Annotated in this window: 22 protein-coding genes; 10 read left to right on the plus strand and 12 right to left on the minus strand. The window is 70.5% G+C overall.

Annotation, left to right across the window (positions count from 1 at the left end):
- The first annotated feature begins 2 nt into the window (after positions 1–2).
- Positions 3–800 carry a hypothetical protein gene (locus ABZV40_RS12080; RefSeq protein WP_355438912.1) on the plus strand — a complete coding sequence of 266 codons (798 nt, stop codon included), beginning with the start codon at positions 3–5 and terminating at the stop codon, positions 798–800.
- A gap of 143 nt (positions 801–943) precedes the next feature.
- On the opposite strand, the gene ABZV40_RS12085 is transcribed toward ABZV40_RS12080, so the two are convergent.
- From ABZV40_RS12085 to ABZV40_RS12105, 5 genes are all read right to left on the minus strand, one after another.
- Positions 944–1,678, minus strand: a complete 735-nt coding sequence (locus ABZV40_RS12085) for an ABC transporter permease (protein WP_355438914.1) — start codon at positions 1,676–1,678, stop codon at positions 944–946.
- Positions 1,675–2,397, minus strand: a complete 723-nt coding sequence (locus tag ABZV40_RS12090; protein ID WP_355438916.1) for an ABC transporter ATP-binding protein — start codon at positions 2,395–2,397, stop codon at positions 1,675–1,677. The genes ABZV40_RS12085 and ABZV40_RS12090 overlap by 4 nt, the downstream gene beginning before the upstream one ends.
- Positions 2,398–2,431: 34 nt before the next feature.
- The gene (locus ABZV40_RS12095; RefSeq protein ID WP_355438918.1) at positions 2,432–3,457 is read right to left on the minus strand and encodes a ferrochelatase; all 1,026 of its coding nucleotides are present in this window, start codon (positions 3,455–3,457) and stop codon (positions 2,432–2,434) included.
- A gap of 132 nt (positions 3,458–3,589) precedes the next feature.
- Positions 3,590–4,357: an enoyl-ACP reductase FabI gene (fabI, locus tag ABZV40_RS12100; protein WP_355438920.1), complete on the minus strand. Its 768-nt coding sequence runs from the start codon at positions 4,355–4,357 to the stop codon at positions 3,590–3,592.
- A 34-nt stretch (positions 4,358–4,391) separates the two neighbouring features.
- The gene (locus ABZV40_RS12105; protein ID WP_355438922.1) at positions 4,392–5,096 is read right to left on the minus strand and encodes a beta-ketoacyl-ACP reductase; all 705 of its coding nucleotides are present in this window, start codon (positions 5,094–5,096) and stop codon (positions 4,392–4,394) included.
- A gap of 108 nt (positions 5,097–5,204) precedes the next feature.
- On the opposite strand from ABZV40_RS12105, the gene ABZV40_RS12110 reads away from it, so the two are divergent.
- From ABZV40_RS12110 to ABZV40_RS12125, 4 genes are read left to right on the plus strand one after another with little or no spacing between them, the layout of a single operon-like run.
- The gene (locus tag ABZV40_RS12110; RefSeq protein WP_355438924.1) at positions 5,205–7,787 is read left to right on the plus strand and encodes an FAD-binding and (Fe-S)-binding domain-containing protein; all 2,583 of its coding nucleotides are present in this window, start codon (positions 5,205–5,207) and stop codon (positions 7,785–7,787) included.
- A gap of 28 nt (positions 7,788–7,815) precedes the next feature.
- Entirely contained in the window at positions 7,816–8,232 is a 417-nt protein-coding gene (locus tag ABZV40_RS12115; protein ID WP_355438926.1) for a hypothetical protein, read from the plus strand.
- A gap of 1 nt (position 8,233) precedes the next feature.
- Positions 8,234–8,650: a hypothetical protein gene (locus tag ABZV40_RS12120; RefSeq protein WP_355438928.1), complete on the plus strand. Its 417-nt coding sequence runs from the start codon at positions 8,234–8,236 to the stop codon at positions 8,648–8,650.
- A 1-nt stretch (position 8,651) separates the two neighbouring features.
- Entirely contained in the window at positions 8,652–9,119 is a 468-nt protein-coding gene (locus tag ABZV40_RS12125; RefSeq protein WP_355438930.1) for a hypothetical protein, read from the plus strand.
- Between the two features lie 147 nt (positions 9,120–9,266).
- On the opposite strand, the gene ABZV40_RS12130 is transcribed toward ABZV40_RS12125, so the two are convergent.
- The gene (locus tag ABZV40_RS12130) at positions 9,267–10,556 is read right to left on the minus strand and encodes an MFS transporter (protein WP_355438932.1); all 1,290 of its coding nucleotides are present in this window, start codon (positions 10,554–10,556) and stop codon (positions 9,267–9,269) included.
- Between the two features lie 116 nt (positions 10,557–10,672).
- Here ABZV40_RS12130 and ABZV40_RS12135 point away from each other — a divergent pair, with 116 nt between their 5' ends.
- Genes ABZV40_RS12135 through ABZV40_RS12150 form a run of 4 tightly spaced genes read left to right on the plus strand, consistent with a single transcriptional unit; the run spans position 10,673 to position 14,027 of the window.
- Positions 10,673–11,332, plus strand: a complete 660-nt coding sequence (locus ABZV40_RS12135; protein ID WP_355438934.1) for a response regulator transcription factor — start codon at positions 10,673–10,675, stop codon at positions 11,330–11,332.
- The gene (locus tag ABZV40_RS12140; protein ID WP_355438936.1) at positions 11,333–12,637 is read left to right on the plus strand and encodes a HAMP domain-containing sensor histidine kinase; all 1,305 of its coding nucleotides are present in this window, start codon (positions 11,333–11,335) and stop codon (positions 12,635–12,637) included.
- The gene (locus ABZV40_RS12145) at positions 12,634–13,497 is read left to right on the plus strand and encodes a TAXI family TRAP transporter solute-binding subunit (protein ID WP_355438938.1); all 864 of its coding nucleotides are present in this window, start codon (positions 12,634–12,636) and stop codon (positions 13,495–13,497) included. The genes ABZV40_RS12140 and ABZV40_RS12145 overlap by 4 nt, the downstream gene beginning before the upstream one ends.
- Positions 13,494–14,027 (plus strand): dihydrofolate reductase family protein, encoded by a 534-nt coding sequence (locus ABZV40_RS12150; protein WP_355438940.1) that lies wholly within the window; start codon positions 13,494–13,496, stop codon positions 14,025–14,027. The genes ABZV40_RS12145 and ABZV40_RS12150 overlap by 4 nt, the downstream gene beginning before the upstream one ends.
- On the opposite strand, the gene ABZV40_RS12155 is transcribed toward ABZV40_RS12150, so the two are convergent.
- The 5 genes from ABZV40_RS12155 to ABZV40_RS12175 form a co-directional block, all read right to left on the minus strand.
- Positions 14,024–14,989 (minus strand): VWA domain-containing protein, encoded by a 966-nt coding sequence (locus tag ABZV40_RS12155; protein ID WP_355438942.1) that lies wholly within the window; start codon positions 14,987–14,989, stop codon positions 14,024–14,026. The genes ABZV40_RS12150 and ABZV40_RS12155 overlap by 4 nt on opposite strands.
- Positions 14,986–15,867, minus strand: a complete 882-nt coding sequence (locus ABZV40_RS12160; protein ID WP_355439187.1) for a DUF58 domain-containing protein — start codon at positions 15,865–15,867, stop codon at positions 14,986–14,988. Before ABZV40_RS12160 ends, ABZV40_RS12155 begins: the two co-directional genes overlap by 4 nt.
- A gap of 71 nt (positions 15,868–15,938) precedes the next feature.
- On the minus strand, positions 15,939–16,988 hold the full coding sequence (locus ABZV40_RS12165) for a MoxR family ATPase (RefSeq protein ID WP_089912206.1): 1,050 nt from the start codon (positions 16,986–16,988) through the stop codon (positions 15,939–15,941).
- Between the two features lie 62 nt (positions 16,989–17,050).
- Positions 17,051–17,581, minus strand: a complete 531-nt coding sequence (locus ABZV40_RS12170) for a molybdenum cofactor guanylyltransferase (protein WP_355438945.1) — start codon at positions 17,579–17,581, stop codon at positions 17,051–17,053.
- Positions 17,582–17,607: 26 nt separating this feature from the next.
- Positions 17,608–18,480, minus strand: coding sequence for an oxidoreductase (locus tag ABZV40_RS12175; protein ID WP_355438947.1), 873 nt, complete (start codon positions 18,478–18,480; stop codon positions 17,608–17,610).
- 27 nt (positions 18,481–18,507) lie between these two features.
- Between ABZV40_RS12175 and ABZV40_RS12180 the strand changes: the two genes are divergently transcribed.
- Positions 18,508–18,849: a DUF2203 domain-containing protein gene (locus tag ABZV40_RS12180; RefSeq protein WP_355438949.1), complete on the plus strand. Its 342-nt coding sequence runs from the start codon at positions 18,508–18,510 to the stop codon at positions 18,847–18,849.
- On the opposite strand, the gene ABZV40_RS12185 is transcribed toward ABZV40_RS12180, so the two are convergent.
- Positions 18,846–19,751: a hypothetical protein gene (locus ABZV40_RS12185; protein WP_355438951.1), complete on the minus strand. Its 906-nt coding sequence runs from the start codon at positions 19,749–19,751 to the stop codon at positions 18,846–18,848. The genes ABZV40_RS12180 and ABZV40_RS12185 overlap by 4 nt on opposite strands.
- Positions 19,752–19,806 lie beyond the last annotated feature (55 nt).

Below are 19,806 nucleotides of genomic sequence, written 5' to 3' on the forward strand. Positions count from 1 at the left end.
GCGTGTCCTGTGCGAGTGCCACGCTGGTCGTGTGGACGTCGGGATGGCTGCACGGTCTGGCCGCCTCCGACGACGTCCTCGACGCCCTGCACACGTGGGCCGAGCAGCACGAGGTGGTGGCCGACGACGACGGCACCGCCACGGCGCTCGACCTCCCCGGTCCCGACGAGGCCCCGGTGGGTCCCGCCCTGCTGCTGGCCGCCCTGCGGCGCGCGGGCGCGACCTCGGCGCGGCTCGCGCTGCCGATTCCCGGCGACGTCCGCGGCCTCGGCGGCAAAGGCCCGCTCTCGACCTGCGCGCTGCGCTCCGGTGAGGCGCTCGTGATCCCGTCCGTGCACGTCGGCCTGGTGCCGAAGATCGTGGCCGACGGCGTGATGCGCTGGACGGTGTTCGACCTGCCGTCCTCCAACGGCCTGGAGCACATCCCGATCGGTGAGGCCGAGCACGGCCTGGGTGCCGCCCTGCGCGAGGCGACCGCCGCGCTGGCGTCCCTCGACGTGGCCAAGCACCGCCCGAACGTGCGCAAGGAGATCGCCGACCTGGCCGCCGCGAACTCGACCCTGCCGTGGCCGGACGCGATGCCGCCGCGGGCTCTGCGCGTGCTGCAGCGTGCCGCCGAGGTGGACGCGATCCTGTCCGTGGCCCGGTCGGACGCGCCCGGTGGCGCGGTGTCGGCCTCGGCGATGTCCGCGCGCAGCGACGCGCTGCGTCCGGTGTCGGAGGCGGTGCGGCGGGCTCGGTGCGCGGCCGTCGACGAGGCAGTGCGGGTGCTGGCCGACACGGGTGCCGGCCGGCACTGAGCAGGTAACCGGAAGTCGTGTTCGCACTCGCCGTCCGGTGAGGTGGATGAAGGGCGCCTTCATCCACGTCAGGTGGAGGAAGGCGCCCTTCATCCACGTAACTGCCCGGCAGGCGGGTTGCGGACAGACCTCAGGCAAAGCGCTTAGGGTGTGCGCCTCCGCAACGTCACGGCGCCGAGCACCAGCGCCAGCAGCCCGCACGCGGCCACGATCACGAGGTTGCGGACGAGCTCGCCGGTGATCTCGCTCGACGTCGTGACGGCCGTGAGCGCGTCGACGGCGTACGACAGCGGCATGACGTTCGAGAGCCATTCCAGCACGGTCGTCATGGACGAACGCGGCGCGAACAACCCGCACAACAACACCTGCGGCATGACGAACAGCGGCATGAACTGCACGGCCTGGAACTCCGTGCGGGCGAACGCGCTCGCGAACAGGCCCAGCGCCGTGCCCAGCAACGCGTCCAGGCCCGCGATCACGACCAGCAGCCACACCGAGCCGCCGATCTCCAGGCCGAGCCACGTCAGCGAGATGCCCACCGCGACCAGCACCTGCACGAGCGCGACGACGCCGAACGCCAGCGCGTAGCCGAACAGCAGGTCGAGCTTGCCGATCGGCATGGTCATCAGCCGCTCCAGCGTCGCCGTCGTGCGTTCGCGCAGGGTCGTGATCGACGTGACGATGAACATGATCGCGAACGGGAAGACCGCCAGCAGCGCGGGTGCGGCACGGCTGAAGGCGGCCTCGGAGTTGAAGACGAACCGCAGCAGGATCAACAGCAGTGACGGCATCAGCACCATCAGGGCGACGGTGCGGCGGTCGTGGCGGAACTGGTTGAGGATCCGCGCGGTCGTGGCCAGCAGGATCGACGTGTTCACACTGCCTCCTTCGCCCGGACCAGCGACAGGAAGGCCTGCTCGAGGTCGTGGGTGCCGGTCTCGGCGAGCAGCGCGTCCGGCGAGGAGTCGGCCAGCAGCTCGCCGTCGCGCATCAGCAGCAGGCGTTCGCAGCGGGCGGCCTCGTCCATGACGTGGCTGGAGATCAGCAACGTGACGCCACGCGCGGCCAGAGTGCGGAACAACGTCCACAGCTCGTCGCGCAGCAACGGGTCGAGGCCGACCGTCGGTTCGTCGAGCACGAGCAGCTCGGGTTTGCCGAGCAACGCGACGGCCAGGCTCGTCCGGGACAGCTCGCCACCGGACAGGGAGGACACGAGCTGCGACTCGTGCCCGCCCAGCCCGACCTCGTCGATCACGCGGGCGACGTCGGACCGCGGCGCGTGCAGCACGGCGGCGAAGTAGCGGAGGTTCTCGGCGACGGTCAGGTCGGCGTACACCGAGGGGTTCTGGGTCGCGTACCCGATCCGGTTGCGCAGGCCTGGACTGCCGGCGGGCGAGCCGAGGACCGTCACCGACCCGCCGGACACGATCTGCACGCCCACGACCGAGCGCATGAGGGTGGTCTTGCCGCAGCCGGACGGGCCCAGCAGCCCGGTGACACTGCCCTGCGGGATCGAGCAGCTCACATCCCGCAGGACCAGACGCTTGCCCCGGTGGACCCGGAGCCCGGTGACCTCAACGGCCGCGGAACTGGTCATGCCACCAATTCTTCGCCCGTTGAAAAACCTCTGTCTAGGCTCGGACCGGCCTCTTGACCGGTTCGCAACACAGCGGCGCGCACAACGCCCCGTTCACCGTGCACCCCGCGGCGGTGAACTCGGACAGCTTGCGCGCGGGAACGCCCTCGGTGTGCTCCGCGACCAGCTCGGTCACGAGCTCGGCGAAGCGCGGGTCACCGTTCGGCGTGGCGGCACGCGCGAACTCCATGCCGAGCTCGGCGGCGCGGTCACGGGCCTCGGTGTCGAGGTCCCACACGACTTCGAGGTGGTCGGACACGAACCCGATCGGGCACACCACGACACCGGTGACGCCCTTGGCGTGCAGCGCGTCGATGTGGTCCACGACGTCCGGCTCCAGCCACGGGATCTGCGGCGGGCCGGACCGCGACTGCCACACCACGTCGTACTCGGTGACGCCCAGCTCGGCCGCGACCAGTCGCGAGGCCTCGACGACCTGGCGCGAGTAGCGGTAGCCACCCTCCTCGGGCGGACCGGCGGCCTTGTCGGCGGACACCGGCACCGAGTGCGCGGTGAAGACGAGCCGATACTGGCCCGACAACGTCTTCGCAGCCGCTCGCACACTGTCGGCGAAGGCACCGATGAACAGCGGGTGGTCGAAGAACTGGCGCAGCTTCACCAGTTCGGGGCCGTCCGGCACGGCCTGCAACGCCCGCACGATGTCCTCGTCGTACTGACGGCACGCGGAATAGCCGCCGTACGCACTCGTCGGGAACACCAGGGCGCGCTTGACGCCGTCGGCCTTCATCTGCGCGACGGTGTCCTCGACCATGGGGTGCCAGTTGCGGTTGCCGAAGTAGATCGGCAGCTCGAAGCCGCGGGCCTTGACGGCCTCGATGGCTTCGGTGTTCAGGCGGTTGATCGGCGACACGCCGCCGAAGTGCTGGTAGTGGGCCTCGACCTCGTCCAGCCGCTCCGGCGGCACGCCACGTCCGCGAACCACGTTCTCCAGGAAGGGGCGGACGTCCTCAGGACCCTCCGGACCGCCGAAGGACAGCCAGAGCAGCGCATCAAAACTCACCGCCCCATCCAATCAGACGCCCCAGCACCCCACACGACAAGCCCGCCCCCGCCCGCCGCCGAAAGGAACGCGGGGGCCTTTCGTACGTTTCTGGAGTACGAAAGCTCCCCGCGTACTGTCAGGCAGGCGGGGTCAGAGGCCGAGGAAGTGGACGCCGCCGTCCACGAACACCATCGAGCCGGTGGTGGCCGGGAACCAGTCGGAGAGCAGGCCGCACACCGACTTCGCGACCGGCGTCGGGTCGTCGACGTCCCACGACAGCGGAGCCTTCTCGCCCCACATCTTCTCCAGCTCGGAGAAGCCGGGGATGGACTTCGCGGCCATGGTCCGCACCGGACCGGCCGAGATCAGGTTCACGCGGATGCCGTCCGGGCCGAGGTCGCGCGCCATGTAGCGGTTGATCGACTCGAACGCGGCCTTCGCCGCGCCCATCCAGTTGTAGGCCGGCCACGCCTGACGGGCGTCGAAGTCGAGACCGACGACCGACGAGCCGTGCGACAGCAACGGGCGCACAGCGGCCACGAGAGCCTTGTACGAGTACGCCGACACGTGCATCGCGACCGAGACGTCCTCCCACGGCGCGTCCATGAACGGCGCGCCGAGGCAGCTCTGCGGGGCGAACCCGATGGCGTGCACGACACCGTCGAGGCCGTCGACGTGCTCGCGGACGCGATCGGCCAGCGTGTCCAGGTGCTCCTGGTTCTGCACGTCGAGCTCGACCACGGGCGCGGGCTTGGGCAGGCGCTGGGCGATGCGCTGCACGAGGCTCATCCGGCCGAACCCGGTCAGCACGACCTCGGCGCCCTGCTCCTGGGCGACGCGTGCGACGTGGAAGGCGATCGACGCGTCGGTGATCACACCGGTGATCAGCAGTCGCTTGCCTTCGAGCAGTCCGGTCACTTGATCCAACCCTTTCCCGAGAAGAACAAAACCGTCAGTGGCCCATGCCGAGGCCGCCGTCGACCGGCAGCACGGCACCGTTGATGTAGCCCGCCTCGTCGGCCGCGAGGAACGTGACGGCGCGTGAGATCTCCTCGGCGGCGCCGTAACGGCCGGCCGGGATCTGCTTCAGCGCGGCCTCGCGGACGGCCTCGGGCAGTTCGGCGGTCATGTCCGTGGTGATGAAACCGGGCGCGACGACGTTCGCGGTGATGTTGCGCGAACCGAGCTCCAGCGCGATCGAGCGCGCCATGCCGACCATGCCCGCCTTGGACGCGGCGTAGTTGACCTGGCCGGCGCCACCGGTGAGGCCCACGACGGACGAGATGAAGACGATGCGACCGAACTTCTTGCGCAGCATGCCGCGGGAGGCGCGCTGGGCGAACCGGAACGCGCCGGTCAGGTTCGCGTCGACGACCTGGGTGAACTGCTCCTCGCTCATGCGCAGCAGCAGCGTGTCCTGGGTGATGCCCGCGTTGCAGACCAAGACCTCGACGGGGCCGTGCGCGGCCTCGACCTCGGTGAAGGCGGCGTCGACCTCCTCCGGGTTCGTCACGTCGCACTTCACGCCGAGCAGGCCTTCGGGAGCGCCGGACCCGCGGTGGGTCACCGCGACCTTGTCGCCCTGCGCGGCGAACGCCTGCGCGATGGCGAGGCCGATGCCGCGGTTGCCTCCGGTGACCAGAACGGACCGACTCACTAGCTCTCCTGAGAATCGCTGCTGGTTGACCGGGTGAGGCTATCGGCTACTCGCAGGTAGACCGGCATCGGCGGGGCCATGTCACATCCAGCCGGGCATGATCGGGTGATGCGGGCCTTTCTCGATCAACTCCGCCGCCACGTGGACGGCGACGTGCTCGACGACCCGGCGAGCCGGGCCCTGTACTCGGCGGACGCGTCGAACTACCGGCACGTGCCACGGGTGATCATCCGCCCGCGCACCCCCGGTGCGGTAGGGGCCGCTGTGGCGCTGGCCGCCGAGCACCGCGTGCCGGTCACCAGCCGCGGCGCCGGGACGTCCATCGCGGGCAACGCGTGCGGCACCGGTCTGGTGATCGACTTCAGCCGGTACCTGACCGCGATCGAGATCTCCGGCGACCGGGCGTTCGTCCAGCCGGGCGCGGTGCTCGACCGGGTGAACTCCCTGGCCGGCGACCACATCTTCGGGCCGGACCCGTCCACACACTCGCGCTGCACCATCGGCGGGATGATCGGCAACAACGCGTGCGGCGCGCACTCGGTGAAGTGGGGCAAGACCAGCGAGAACGTCGCGAACCTGCACGTGCTGACCGCCGACGGCCGCACGTTCGACACCACGAACCCGCCCGCGTTCGACCTCCCGGCGTACGACCCGGCGTGGTTTCCGCAGCTGGGCCGCCGGGTCAGCGGGTACGCCCTGGACGCCCCGACGCTGACCCAGCAGCTCGTCGGCACCGAGGGCACCTGCGTCGTGGTGCTGGGCGCCGAACTGAAGCTCGTGCGCCGCCCGGAACGCCGCGTCCTGGTCGTGCTGGGGTTCGCCGACACCTACGCCGCCGCCGACCACGTCACCGAGATCGAGGACGCGCTGGCGGTCGAGGGCGTCGACGAGGCGCTGGTCCGCAGCGTGCGGGTGCGCCCGGACCTGCCGGAAGGCCGCAGCTGGCTGTTCGTCGAGGTCGAGGACCACCCGGAACGCGTCGCCAAGATCACCAGGAACTCGATGGTCATCCACGACCCCGCGCACCAGCGGGCGCTGTGGCGGATCCGCGAGGACGGCGCCGGGCTCGCCACCCGGATGCCCGACGGCGGTGAGGCGTGGTCGGGCTGGGAGGACGCGGCGGTGCCACCCGAACGGCTCGGCACCTACCTGCGCGAGTTCGACCAGCTGCTCGCGCGGCACGGCCGGCGCGGCATCACCTACGGCCACTACGGCGAGGGCTGCCTGCACGTCCGCATCGACTTCGACCTCGCGCACGGCTACCGGGAGTTCCTGCAGGACGCCGCCGACCTGGTGGTGAGCCACGGCGGCTCGCTGTCCGGCGAGCACGGCGACGGCCAGGCCCGCTCCGAGCTGCTCGGCCGGATGTACCCGCCCGCGGCGCTGGAGGCGTTCCGGCGGTTCAAGCACGCCTTCGACCCCGGCAACCTGCTCAACCCCGGCCGGATCGTCGAGCCGCTGAAGCTCGACGACGACCTGCGGATTCTCGTTGCGCCACCCCGGATTCCGACGCGGGCGGAGTTCGCGGCCGACACCCGGCGGTGCGTGGGCGTGGGCAAGTGCCTGAACACCAGGGGCGGCGTGATGTGCCCGAGCTACCGGGTCACCCGCGAGGAGAAGCACTCGACGCGCGGACGGGCGCACCTGCTGTTCGAGATGCTCTCCGGTGACGTGATCACGGACGGCTGGCGGTCGCCGGAGGTCGCCGAGGCGCTCGACCTGTGCCTGGGCTGCAAGGGGTGCAAGCGCGACTGCCCGGTCGACGTCGACATGGCGAGCTACAAGGCGGAGTTCCTGCACGAGCACTACAAAGGACGGTTGCGGCCGCGTTCGCACTACGCGATGGGCTGGCTGCCGACGTGGTTGAAGTACGGGCTGGTCAACAGGTTCACGGCGAAGTTCGCCCGGTTCGCGGGCATCACGCCCGAGCGCTCGTTGCCCGTCCCGGCCACTCCCCTGGTCCGGCAGCTGCACCCGCTCGGCGAGGGTGATCCGGTGCTGCTGTTCCCCGACACGTTCACGAACTTCTTCGAGCCGGGCATCGGCCTCGACGCCGCGAACGTGCTGGCACACCTGGGAAACCGCGTCGAGGTCCCGTCCGTGAACGTCTGCTGTGGACTGACGTGGCACTCGACCGGGCAGCTCGCCAAGGCCCGCCGGGTCGTCGAGCGCACAGCCCGCGCACTGCTTCCGCGGACCGGCGAGGGCGTGCCGGTGATCGGGCTGGAGCCGAGCTGCACGGCGTTCCTGAAGACCGAGGCGCCGAAGCTGTCCGACGACCCGGCGGTGCGCGCGCTCGCCGACGTCACGCAGACCTTCGCCTCGCACGTCGCGCCCAAGCTGCCCGCAGTGGAGGGCACACGGGACGCCGTGGTGCAGACGCACTGCCACCAGTACGCGGAACTCGGCTTCGACGCCGACCTCGAGGCGATGACCAGGGCGGGCATCGCGCCGAAGGTCGTCGAGGGCTGCTGCGGCCTGGCCGGCAACTTCGGGTTCGAGCAGGGCCACTACGACGTGTCGATCGCGTGCGCCGAACAGGACCTGCTGCCCGCCCTGCGCGCCGACGAGGACGCGCTGGTCATCGCCGACGGGTTCAGCTGCCGAACGCAGATCCGCCACACCACCGACCGGCGGCCGGTCCACCTGGCCACCGTGCTCGCGACCCGGCTGGGTGTGATTAACCGCTGACTAACCGGTCCCGTTCAGTCTCGTGCGCATGCAGAAGAAGATCGGTTCGGTCGTGCTGGCGGCTGCGGCGCTGGCGCTGACCTTCACGGGCCAGGCGCAGGCCGAGACGAACCCGTCGTGTTCGAGCGTCACCCAGATCGGCGCCACGGCGTACCTCAAGAGCGGTAGCACGATCATCGCCTCGGTCAAGCAGTTCAAGGGTTGCGACAAGAACTGGGGCTACGTCTACGTGTGGGACTCGTGGCGTGCCAACCACCGCACGTACCGGATCTACGCCGGTGTCCAGGTCCGCGGTGGCGAGTTCCCGATCGGCTACAACAGCGTCGAGAACAAGCAGGAGCTGTGGTCGTACGGCACGCCCACGCTGGACAAGTGCACCAAGGGTTACGGCGCCATCGTGTCGTCGTCCTACGACTACGGCGTCGAGACAGAGGAGCGCTGCTGACATGAGGAAGATTGGTGCCGCCGTGCTGGCGGCTGCGGCGGTAGCGCTGAGCTTCACGGGCCAGGCGCAGGCCGAGACGAACCCGTCGTGCTCCAGCGTCACCCAGATCGGCGCCACGGCGTACGTCAAACACGGCAGCGCGACCATCGCCTCGGTCAAGCAGTTCAAGGGCTGCGGGAAGAACTGGGGCTACATCTACGTCTGGGACTCCTGGCGCGCCAACCACCGCGACTACATCCCCACTGCCGCGGTCCAGGTGCGCGGCGCCGAGTTCCCGAGCGGCGACCGGTCAGGCGCGCGCGGCCAGCAGGAGGTGTGGTCGCGCGGCACGGACACGCTGGACAAGTGCACCAGGGGATGGGCCGACATGGTTTCGGAGTCTTACTACGAAGGTGCCCAGACCGAGGAGCGTTGCTGACATGAGGAAGCTGAGCGCGGTCGTGCTGACCGCGGCCACGATCGCCCTGACGTTCACGGGCGCGGCGCACGCCGAGACGAACCCGAGGTGCAGCAGCGTCACGCAGATCGGCGCGACGAAGTACCTCAAGTCGGGCAGCGACACCGTGGCCTCGGTCAAGCAGTTCAAGGGCTGCAACAAGAACTGGGGTTACATCTACGTCTGGGACTCGTGGAAGGCCAAGCACCCCGGTTTCGACGCCAGCGTGGCGATCATCACCCGCGACAGCGACGGTGAGATCGACACCGGCAGCGGTGCGCGGGGCCAGCAGGAGGTGTGGTCGCGCGGCGCGAACACCCTGCAGTACTGCACCCGTGCGTTCGGCCACGTGTTCGTCGGGTCGAGCCGGTACGACGGCATGACCGAGGAACGCTGCTACTATTTTCCCATTAATTCTTGTTCGAACCTCGGGTTGTGGTGTGGTGTATGATGGGCTCGTACCACCCCGTGGCGTGGATGAAGGAGCCCTTCATCCACGTAAGTGCCCAGCAGGCGGCTTACGGACAAGACCTCTGGCAAGGCGCGTGGAGCGGAAGGCGGAGGGCGGTCGCCGCATGACCGCCCTCCGCATGGCCTGCTAGTCGCGGTCGAGCACGGAGTCCTTCGAGGTCTCGCGCATGAACCCGTAGACCAGCAGCGAGATCAGCACGCACCCGGCGACGTAGTAGAAGAAGACCTTCTCCATCCCGGCCTGCTTGAACCACAACGCCACGTACTCCGCGGTGCCGCCGAAGATGGCCACCGTCAGCGCGTACGGCAGGCCGACGCCCAGCGCGCGGATGTTCGTCGGGAACAGCTCGGCCTTCACGATCGCGTTGATCGACGTGTAGCCGGTGACGATCACCAGGCCGCCGAGCATGAGCAGGAACGCCGGGAACGCCTCTGACGTGTGCGCCAGCGTCGACAGCAGCGGCACGGTCGCCAGCGTGCCCAGCACGCCGAACCCGAGCAGCAGCGGGCGACGGCCGATCCGGTCCGACAGCGCGCCCGCGACGGGCTGCAGCACCACGAACACCAGCAGCGCGGCGAAGTTGATCCAGCTGACCGTGGCGGCGTCGATCTTGCTCGTGTTCACCATGAACTTCTGCAGGTAGGTCGTGTACGTGTAGAACGCGACCGTGCCGCCCAGCGTCAGTCCGACGACGAGCAGGCACTCCTTGGGATGCCGCAACAACGCCTTGAACGTGCCCTTGTCGGTGTTCGCCTTCTGCTGCTCGAAGTTCTCCGACTCGTCCATGCCGCGGCGCAGCCACATCACGATGATCGCGCCGGTCGCGCCGATCACGAACGCGATCCGCCAGCCCCACGCCGACATCTCGGGCTTGGACAGGAACTGCTGCAGGACGATCTGCACGCCCAGCGCCACGAGCTGTCCGGCCGTCAGCGTCACGTACTGGAAGCTGGAGTAGAAACCGCGCCGGGCGGGAGAGGCCACTTCGGACAGGTAGGTCGCCGAGGTCGCGTACTCACCGCCGACCGACAGGCCCTGCAGCAAGCGCGCCAGCACGAGCAGGATCGGCGCCGCCACCCCGATCGTCGCGTACGACGGGGTCAACGCGATGATCAGCGAACCCAGGGCCATGAGCGTGACGGACAACGTCAGCGCGGCGCGACGGCCGTGCCGGTCGGCGTAGCGGCCGAGCAACCAGCCGCCCAGCGGCCGCATGAGGAAGCCCACCGCGAACACGGCGGCGGTGTTCAGCAGCTGCGCGGTCTGGTCGCCCTTGGGGAAGAACGCCGCCGCGAAGTAGATGCTGAACGCGGTGTAGGCGTACCAGTCATACCACTCGATGAGGTTGCCCACCGACCCGCGCAGCACGTTCGCCACCACACGGCGCTCGTTGCTCTTCTCCTGAACGACTGTCATGCCGGACACCATCTCGGGCGTGTCAGCCCCGTCACAACCTGGGCCGAGGCTTCTTTACATTCACTTAGGCGCGTCGTCGCGCACCGGAAACAACCTCATGGGGCGATACTTCTCCCATGCGGGTGCTGTTGGTCGAAGACGACGACGGTGTCGCCGACGCCCTGGTGGAGGCGCTGCGGGCGAACGGCCACCGGCCCGTGCGCGTGCGCAGGGGTGCCGACGCGCTGATCGCCCACCGCGACGCCGACGTGGTGCTGCTCGACCTCGGCCTGCCCGACCAGGACGGCCTGGAGGTGCTGCGCAAGCTCCGCAGGATCGACCCGGTGCCGGTGCTCGTGCTGACCGCGCGGGGCGACGAGCGCACGGTGGTGCGCGGGCTGCGCCTGGGTGCCGACGACTACCTCGTCAAGCCGGTGCGGCTGGCCGAGCTGCTGGCCCGCATCGACGCGGTGGCGCGGCGCAGTGCCGCCCGTGCGCAGGAACCCGGCGACGTCGTGCGGGTGTCCGATGTGGAGATCGACCTGCAGAGCCGCCAGGTCCTGGTCGGCGGGCGGCAGATCTCGTTGACCACCAAGGAGTTCGACGTGCTGGCGGTACTGGCCCGCCGTCCTGGCACCGCGGTGAGCCGTCAGCAGCTGATGGACGAGGTGTGGGGCAACGCCTTCGTGGCGGTCTCACGGACGTTGGACGTCCACCTGACGCAGTTGCGCGCCAAGCTCGACCGGCCGGGCCTGCTGCACACGATCCGCGGTTTCGGCTACCGGCTCGGTGAGTAGATGCGGCAACGGCTTCTGTTGGTGCTGCTGCTGTTCTCCCTGTCGGCGGTCACCGCGTTCGCCCTGCCGCTGCTGATGAGCACCGCCTCCGAACGCACCCAGCAGTTCGTGATCAGCCGCACCGCCGACCTCGACCGCTTCGCCACCCTGCCCGCCGACGCCGTGGTGTCCGAGGCGGTGCGGTACAACGAGATCTACGGCGAGGAGGTCGTGGTCGTCACCGCGGCGCGCGAGCCCGTCGTCGAGGCGGGCATGAAGGTCGCCGACGTCTCCGCCCAGATCGACGCCGCCCTGCGCAACCAGCCGGCCGCGCCCGTGCCGACCGTCCTGCCCTGGAACGGCGGCGACGTCCTGTTCGCCCGCCCGGTCGGCACCGGCACGAAGGTCGCGGGCGCGGTGGTGCTGCGGGCGTCGACCCGCGTGGCGGCGCTGGACGTGGCGCGCCGCTGGGCGTTCGTGCTGGCAGGAGCCCTGCTGGCGGCCTGCGCGTGCGTGCTGCTGGCCCTGGTCGTCGCACGCTGGCTGCTGCGGCCGCTCAAGGAGCTCGACCGAGGCGTCCGGGCCGTCGCCGAGGGCCAGCGCCGCACCCACGTCGCGGACACCGCCGGACCGGCCGAGCTGCGCGCGTTGTCCGAGTCGTTCAACCGCATGTCCGACGCCGTCGCCGAGGCCGCCGACCAGCAACGACGACTGATCGCGGACGCCTCGCACCAACTGCGCAACCCCATGGCGGCCCTGCGGCTGCGGGTGGACATGCTGCCGTCCAACAGCTCACTGCTCACCGAGGTCGAGCGCCTGGAGTCGTTGCTGGACGGGCTGCTCGCGCTGGCGTCGGCGGAGAGCACCGCCACCGAACGCGCGGCGGGCGGCGTCGAACCCGAGCTGGCCGACCTGCAGGTCGTGGCGCACGACCGGGTCGACGCGTGGCGCGCGGCGGCCCAGGCCACGGGCGTCACGATCACCGTCGAGGACCGCGCGCCCGGACTCGTGCGGTGCGCGGTGTCGGACCTGGCGCAGGTGCTGGACGTGTTGCTCGACAACGCCATCAAGTACGGCGGCACCCGGGTGACGGTCGTGTGCGACCGCGCCACGCTGACCGTGCGGGACAACGGACCCGGACTGTCCGAAGAGGACATCGCCCGTGCCACGGAACGGTTCTGGCGCGGGGACGGCTCGCAGCGCGGCACCGGGCTCGGCCTGGCCATCGCGGAACGGATCGTGACGGCCCACGACGGCACGCTGAGCCTGCACACGGACGGCGGCCTGGTGGTCGCGGTGGAGCTGCCGAAGGAGCCGCTGCTGTGAAGCGCCGGACGTTCCTGCTGGGAACCCTCTTGCTGACCGCGTGCGGCACGACCGGGCCGAGCGGCACGATCCGCATCGCCGGCGGCGAGCCGGGGGGCTTCTACAACGACTTCGCCGCTCTCCTCTCCCGCCTGGCCCCGAGCCCGCTGACCATCACCCCGCTGGAGACCGGCGGCAGCGCCGACAACCTCAAGCTCCTCCGCGAGGGCACCGCCGACCTGGGCCTGACGCTGAGCGACAGCGCCCACCTGGAACCCGGCATCGTCTCCCTCGGCCGCGTCTACGAGAACTACCTGCAGCTCGTGGTCCTCGACGCCTCCCCGTACCGCACCCCGGCCGACCTGGTCGGCAGGCCGGTGTCGGTGGGCGCGGCCGGTTCCGGCGCCGCGCTGCAGGGCGAACGGCTGGCGCTGGGCGTGCGGGAGCAGCACTACCCGTTGCGCAACGCCATCGACGCCCTCAAGGCGGGCGACATCGCGGCGCTGCTGTGGTCCGGTGGCGTCCCGACCCCGGAGCTGGGCAGGGCGAGCGGTATCCGGCTGCTCCCGCTCGACGGCTTCCTGCCGAGGCTGCGCCAGGACTACGGCAAGGTCTACGAACGCGTGGACGTGCGCATGGGCGTGTACGGCTCGTCCGTCGAGGTGCCCACGATCGGCACCCCGAACCTGCTGGTGTGCCGGCCGGACCTGAGCGACGAGTACGCGAGCGCCGTCGTGCGGCTCCTGGTCGCCAAGGCCGCCCAGCTCGTGCCGGAGCAGGCGCTCGGCACGCAGTACCTCGACGTGCGCAGCCTCATCGACACGGGCAAAGTGCCGTTGCATCCAGGTGCGGCAGCGGAATACCGGAGGCTCCACGGATGATCATCACGATGGCGTCGATCTCGCTGGACGGGTTCTTCGAGGGACCCGGCCACGACATCAGCTGGCACCACATGAGCGAGGAGATGCACGACTACATCAACGCCGACCTGGCGACGATGAGCGCGCTCCTCGACGGCAGGCGCACGCACGAGCTGATGCTTCAGGCGTGGCCGCACGCCGAGGAGCAGCCCGACTTCACGCAGAAGATGCGCGAGTTCGGCCCGATCTGGCGGAACGTGCGCAAGATCATCTACTCGCGCACGCGGACGTTCACCGAGTGGAACAGCGAGACCCGCACCGAGGTCGACGCGGACGAGATCCGCGACCTCCCCGGTGACAGCATGGTCGGCGGCGCCACCCTGCTGGAGACGTTCTTCGCCCACGACCTGGTGGACGAGATCAGGCTCTACGTCAACCCGGTCGCGCTCGGCGCGGGCACACCGTTCTTCAAAAGGCCGAACGCCCTGGCGCTCAGGGGCACCAGGGCGTTCGACAACGGAGTCGTGCTGCTGACCTACGGCAGGCCCTAGGGAAGTCTCTGCCCCAGCAGCAGGGCCGCCGCGGCCGCGAACATCGCCGTGAGCGTGCCGAGCATCAACCACGGTTTCGACGCGTCCGCCTGCTTCTTCTCGTAGCCGATCTGCTCGCCGAGCGTGTCGTACACCCGGCGCAGCTCCTCCGCCGTGGCGGCCTTGAAGAACTCGCCACCGGAGAGCTTGGCGATCTCCTTCATCGAGTCGTCGTCGACCGGCACGGCCTGCTGCCGTCCCTCGATGTCGACCACGCCGTCCTCGGTGCCGAACGAGATCGTGGAGATCGGGATCCCGGCCTTCTTGGCGTCGTCCGCCGCGTCGAAGGCCTTTCTGGTGCCGACGGTCTCCTTGCCGTCCGACATCAGCACGATGCGGGCGGGCGGCGGCCCCTCGGCCCCTCCGACCACCTTGCCGAACGAGTCGATCGACGCCATCGCCGCCATGATCGCGTCACCGGTCGCCGTCGACTGGGCCAGTTTCAGCCCGTCGATCGACTGCGAGACGGCCGCCCGGTCCGTCGTCGGCGCCACCAGGACGGTGGCCGACCCCGCGAACGTGATCAGCCCGAGGTTGATGCCGGGCGTCAGGCCCTCCACGAACGACTTGGCGGCGACCTGCGCGGCCTCCAGCCGGGACGGCTTCACGTCGGTCGCCTTCATCGACAGCGACACGTCGATCACGAGCATCACGGTCGCCCGGTTGCGCGGCACCCGTTGCTCGGAGGTCGGCCCGGCCAGCGCCACGGTCAGCAACGCCAGTGCCGCCAGCAGGAACGCCGCCGGCACGTGCCGCGACCAGCGCTCCCGTTTGGGCGCGACCTTCTCCAGCAGCTCCAGGTTCGTGAACCGCAGCACCCGCTTGCGCCGCATCCGTTGCACGAGCACGTACGCGGCGGCCAGCAGCGCGACCGCCACCAGCAGCAGGAACCACCACGGGGCGACGAAGTTCGAGAAGCTCACGCGACACCCCCAGACCAGCGGCGCTTGCGCGCCACCACGAAACGAACGGTGTCCGCGATCCAGTCGGAGTCGGTGCGCAGCACCAGGTGCCCGGCCCCCGCCCGGCGCAGACCGGCGGCGACCTCGGCCCGGTGCTCGGCGGCCGCCGCGTTGAACTCCTTGCGCAGCAACGCCGACGCCGTCACCTCGCGCTGCCGCCCCGTCTCCGGGTCGGCCAGCACGACGGTGCCGACCTCGGGCAGGTCGACGTCACGCGGGTCGACGATCTCGACCGCGACGATGTCGTGCCGCGCGGACAACGCGCGCAGCGGGCGCTGCCACTCCATGCCGCCGAGGAAGTCCGAGATCACCACGATCAGGCCGCGCCGCCGCGGTGGCCTGCGCAGCTGCTCCAGCAACGCCGCCAGGTCACCCCGCGTGCCCTCGGCCGCGCGCGGCATCTCGGCGATCTTGCGGATCATGCCCCGCGCGTGCGCCAGACCGCCGCGCGCCGGGATGCGGGCGTTCTCCGCGCCCGTCGACACCGCCGCGCCGATCCGGTTGCCGCCACCGCGCGTCAGGTGCGCGACCGCGGCCGTCGCGGCGATGGCCAGGTCGCGCTTCTCGCAGGCCGCCGTGCCGAAGTCGAGCGACGGCGACAGGTCGATCGCGAGCCACGTCTCCAGCTCGCGGTCGGCGACCGTCTCGCGGATGTGCGGGACCGTCGTGCGCGCGGTGACCGCCCAGTCCATCCGGCGCACGTCGTCACCGGGCTGGTAGGTGCGCGCCTCGCCCGGTTCGGTGCCCGGTCCCGGCACGAGGCCGAGGTGGTTGCCCTGCAGCAGGCCGTCGAGGCGGCGCCGGACGTCGAGCTCCAGCATGCGCAGCGCGGCTTCCATCCGCACGCCGCGCAGGACGGGCGGCGCCCACGAGGGGCGCTCGACGGCTTTCGCTGCAGCGTCTTTGGGGCTCACTGCCTACCAGCCGGAACCGGCTGCTGCGGACGGGCCGACACCTGCGGCAACGGCACGATCTGCAGCACGCGCGTGATGATGTGGTCGATCGGCACACCGTCGGCCAGCGCGTCGTACGAGAGCACGAGGCGGTGGCGCAGCACGTCCGGAACGACGTCCACGACGTCCTGCGGCAGCACGTAGTCGCGGCCGCGGACCAGCGCCAGGCCGCGTGCGGCGGCGATGATGCCGAGCGACGCACGCGGCGACGCACCGTAGGCGACCCAGCCGGCGACGTCGGTGAGGCCGTGCTCCGCGGGCGCGCGGGTCGCGATGACCAGGCGCACCACGTAGTCGACCAGCGCGTGGTGCACGAAGACGCGCGACGCCACGCCCTGCAGCCGCACCAGCTCCTCCGGCGAGAGGACCTGGTTCGGCGTGGGCGCCTCGACGCCCATGCGGTAGACGATCTCGCGCTCTTCCTCGGCGGTCGGGTACTCGACCTGGATCTTGAACAGGAACCGGTCGCGCTGCGCCTCGGGCAGCGGGTACACGCCCTCGTTCTCGATCGGGTTCTGCGTCGCCAGCACCAGGAACGGGTTGGGCATCGGGAACGTCCGGCCACCGATCGAGACGTGCCGCTCGGCCATGACCTCCAGCATCGCCGACTGCACCTTGGCGGGCGCGCGGTTGATCTCGTCGGCGAGCACGAAGTTCGCGACGACCGGGCCCAGCTCGACGTCGAACGCCTCGCTGGACTGGCGGTAGATGCGGGTGCCGAGGATGTCGGCGGGCACCAGGTCGGGCGTGAACTGCACGCGGCTGAACGAGCCGCCGACCACGCGGGCGAACGTCTCGACGGCGAGCGTCTTCGCGACACCCGGCACACCTTCGAGCAGCAGGTGGCCCTTGGCCAGCAGACCCACGAGCATCCGCTCGACGAGCCGGTCCTGGCCGACGATCACCCGCTTCACCTCGAACACGGTGCGTTCGAGCAGCTGGGCGTCACGAGCCGGGGTGACGGGCGCCGATGCGTTCGGCGTTGCCTCGGCGGCGGGCTCGGTCACGTGCGGGCCTCCATGCAGAACAGGGTTTTACCGATAGTGGACCAGTCTTGCTCTTCGCCTGTTCAACCGCTGTGAAGGGTGTCCAGGTCACCGGGCGTGTCGACGTCGCGCGCCTCACCGGGCAAAGCGGACACCTCCACCGGGTCGAGCCGGCTCAGAGTCTTGCGCAACGGCAGGTCGCGCGGATCTCCGGGGAGGGCTTCGCGCAGGTCAGCCGTCTTCCAGACGCCGATCAGCCACTGCACGCGGCCGTCGGTGAGCACGGCGTTGCGTCCCGGCTCCCGCAGCCTCGCGATGGTGTCCTTCGTGAGGCCGGGTTGATCGACGGCGAGCACCGCCACCCAGTCCTCGGTGATCTTCGCGAGCCCGGCGGCCAGTCCGGCGAGCGGTCCGCCGCCGGGCGGTTCCTCGCGCGCCCAGACGACGTTCGGGACGTCTTTTTCCGGCCCGACAACGACGATCTCGCTCGCATCGTCCACAACGGACAGAACGTGGTCGAGCAGCGTGGCGTCCCGATAGGACAGTGCGGCCTTGTCGACGCCACCGAGCCGTTCACCCCTGCCGCCGGTGAGGATGATCGCCGCGTACGTCATCGCCCCAGTCAATCAGACACAGCCGATCAGACCCCGTTGAGGTGCAGGGCGTCGAGGCGGGTGAGCTCCTCTGGACTGAGCCGCACCTCGCCCGCCGCGACGTTCTGCCGCAGGTGCGCCGGATCGCCGGTGCCAGGGATGACCAGCACGTGCGGTCCTCGCGCGAGCGTCCACGCGAGCCTGACCTGGGCCGGCGTGGCCCGGTGCGCCGCCGCGATCTCGGTCACCTCGTCGTCCTCGGCCGACGTCCCGGCCTCCTCGTTCGCCCCGGCCAGCGCGAAGAACGGCACGAACGCGACGCCGCGCTCACCGCAGAGGCCGACGAAGTCGTCCTGCTCGGGGTGGTGGCCGAGCCCGTAGGAGTTCTGCACGCACACCACCGGGGCGATCCGCTGCGCCTGGTCGAGGTGGTGCGGCTTCACGTTCGACAGCCCGAGGTGCCGGATCAGGCCCTCCTGCCGCAGCCGCGCGAGCTGCGCGAAGTGCGCGCTGACGTCGTCGAGGCCGCTGACCCGCAGGTTCACCACGTCGAGGTGATCTCTGCCGAGCTGCCGGAGGTTCTCCTCGACCTGGCCCCGGAGCTGCTCGGGGGTGGCGAGCGGCAGCCACTCCCCCTGCGGTGTGCGGCTCGGGCCGACCTTGGTGGCGATCACCAGGTCGTCGGGGTACGGCCGCAGCGCGCTGTTGATCAGCTCGTTGGCCGACCGGGTCCGCGAGAAGTAGAAGGCGGCCGTGTCGATGTGGTTGACGCCGAGCTCGACGGCGTCCCGCAGCACCCGGATCGCCTGCGCGCGGTCGCGGGGTGTCGCGTTCGGATCGAACGCGGCACCCCGCTGCGGCAGGCGCATCGCGCCGAAGCCGATCCGGTTCACGGTGAGGTCACCCAGTCGCCACGTCATTACGTCCACTGTGCCAGCCTTGGTGCCGTGGGACTGTTCACCCTCTCCGAAGCCCGGGCCGAGCTGACGCGGTTGCTGCCGGTGCTGGACGAGATCGTCCGCCTGCGCGCCGACGCCGCCGAGCTCGCCGCCGGCCCCTCGTCCCTGGGCGGCCTGCCGGAGTTCAAGGCGGCGCAGGCCCGGTTGGACGAGCTGTTGGAGACGGTGCAGCGGACCGGCGCCGAGCTGAAGGGCTTCGCCCCGCTGCTGGTCGACTTCCCGTCCGAACGGGACGGCGTGCCGGTGCTGCTGTGCTGGCTGGAGGGTGACCGGACGCTCGCCTGGTACCACCGCGCCGACATCGGGTTCGCGGGTCGCCGTCCGCTCTAGGGAGCCAGGAAGCCGGCGACCAGCAGCACGCCGATCAGCCCGGTGATGAGGCCCAGTGCCGCCAGGTAGTGCTTCACGGTCGTGCTTCCGGGCATGCGCCGCAGGATGATCACCGCCGCCAGCGTCAGCGCGCCCGCGATCGGTGCCAGCGCCCGCCACGCCTTGTCCCACGTGAACGGCAGGTAGGCGTCCGCGCCGTAGAGCGAGAGGATCAGCGCGGGCAGACCGAGTCCGGCCGCGGCGGCCGCGGCGAGCATGTTGAACCGTTGCTGCGCCTCGCCTTCCTGTGCCACGGCGAACGTCGACACGCTGCTCAGCAACGACTGCAGCCGCGTGACCTCCTCGCCGAGCTCGGCGTCCATCGCCTCGCAGTGCCGCACGACGCCGGGGTTCCTGACCTCGCGGAGCGTGTCGCGGGCCTGGTCGCGGGCGCGGCTGAACGCGATCGACAGCTCGACGAGCTGGGCCATCACCAGCCGCAGCGCGGTGTTCCTGCGCTGCGCCAGCAGGTCCGCGACCTGCCGTTCCATCTCGTAGCGCAAGCCCCGCAGCTCCGCGACCGTGTTCCGCGACCCCTCCGCGACGGCCTTGGCGATCACCTCGGACCTCGTGCCGTCGCCGGGGATCGCGTGGGCTGGGTGCCGCAGCAGCTCCGACACGTCGCCGCCGCGCCAGTGCTCCCGGTGCCAGCCGCCGTTCTCGCTCCACACCGCCCGGATCGCGACGTCGAGTCGTTCGCCGTCCGTGCGTGCGTGTCCCACGAGGATTCTGCGGACCTCCTCCTTCGTGACCCGCACGAACGGCACGGCGTCCCCGTCGAGGCTCTCGCTGCCCACCGACACCGTCACCTGGGCACCGAGGTTCTCGTCCGCCGGGTCGCCCGCAAGCACGCGTAAGTCCACGTCGTGATCTTCGCACGGTGACCGGATCCGTCCGCACCACGTCCAGGCCGTGCCT

This window comes from Lentzea sp. NPDC004782 (assembly GCF_040609115.1).
Classification (GTDB): domain Bacteria; phylum Actinomycetota; class Actinomycetes; order Mycobacteriales; family Pseudonocardiaceae; genus Lentzea.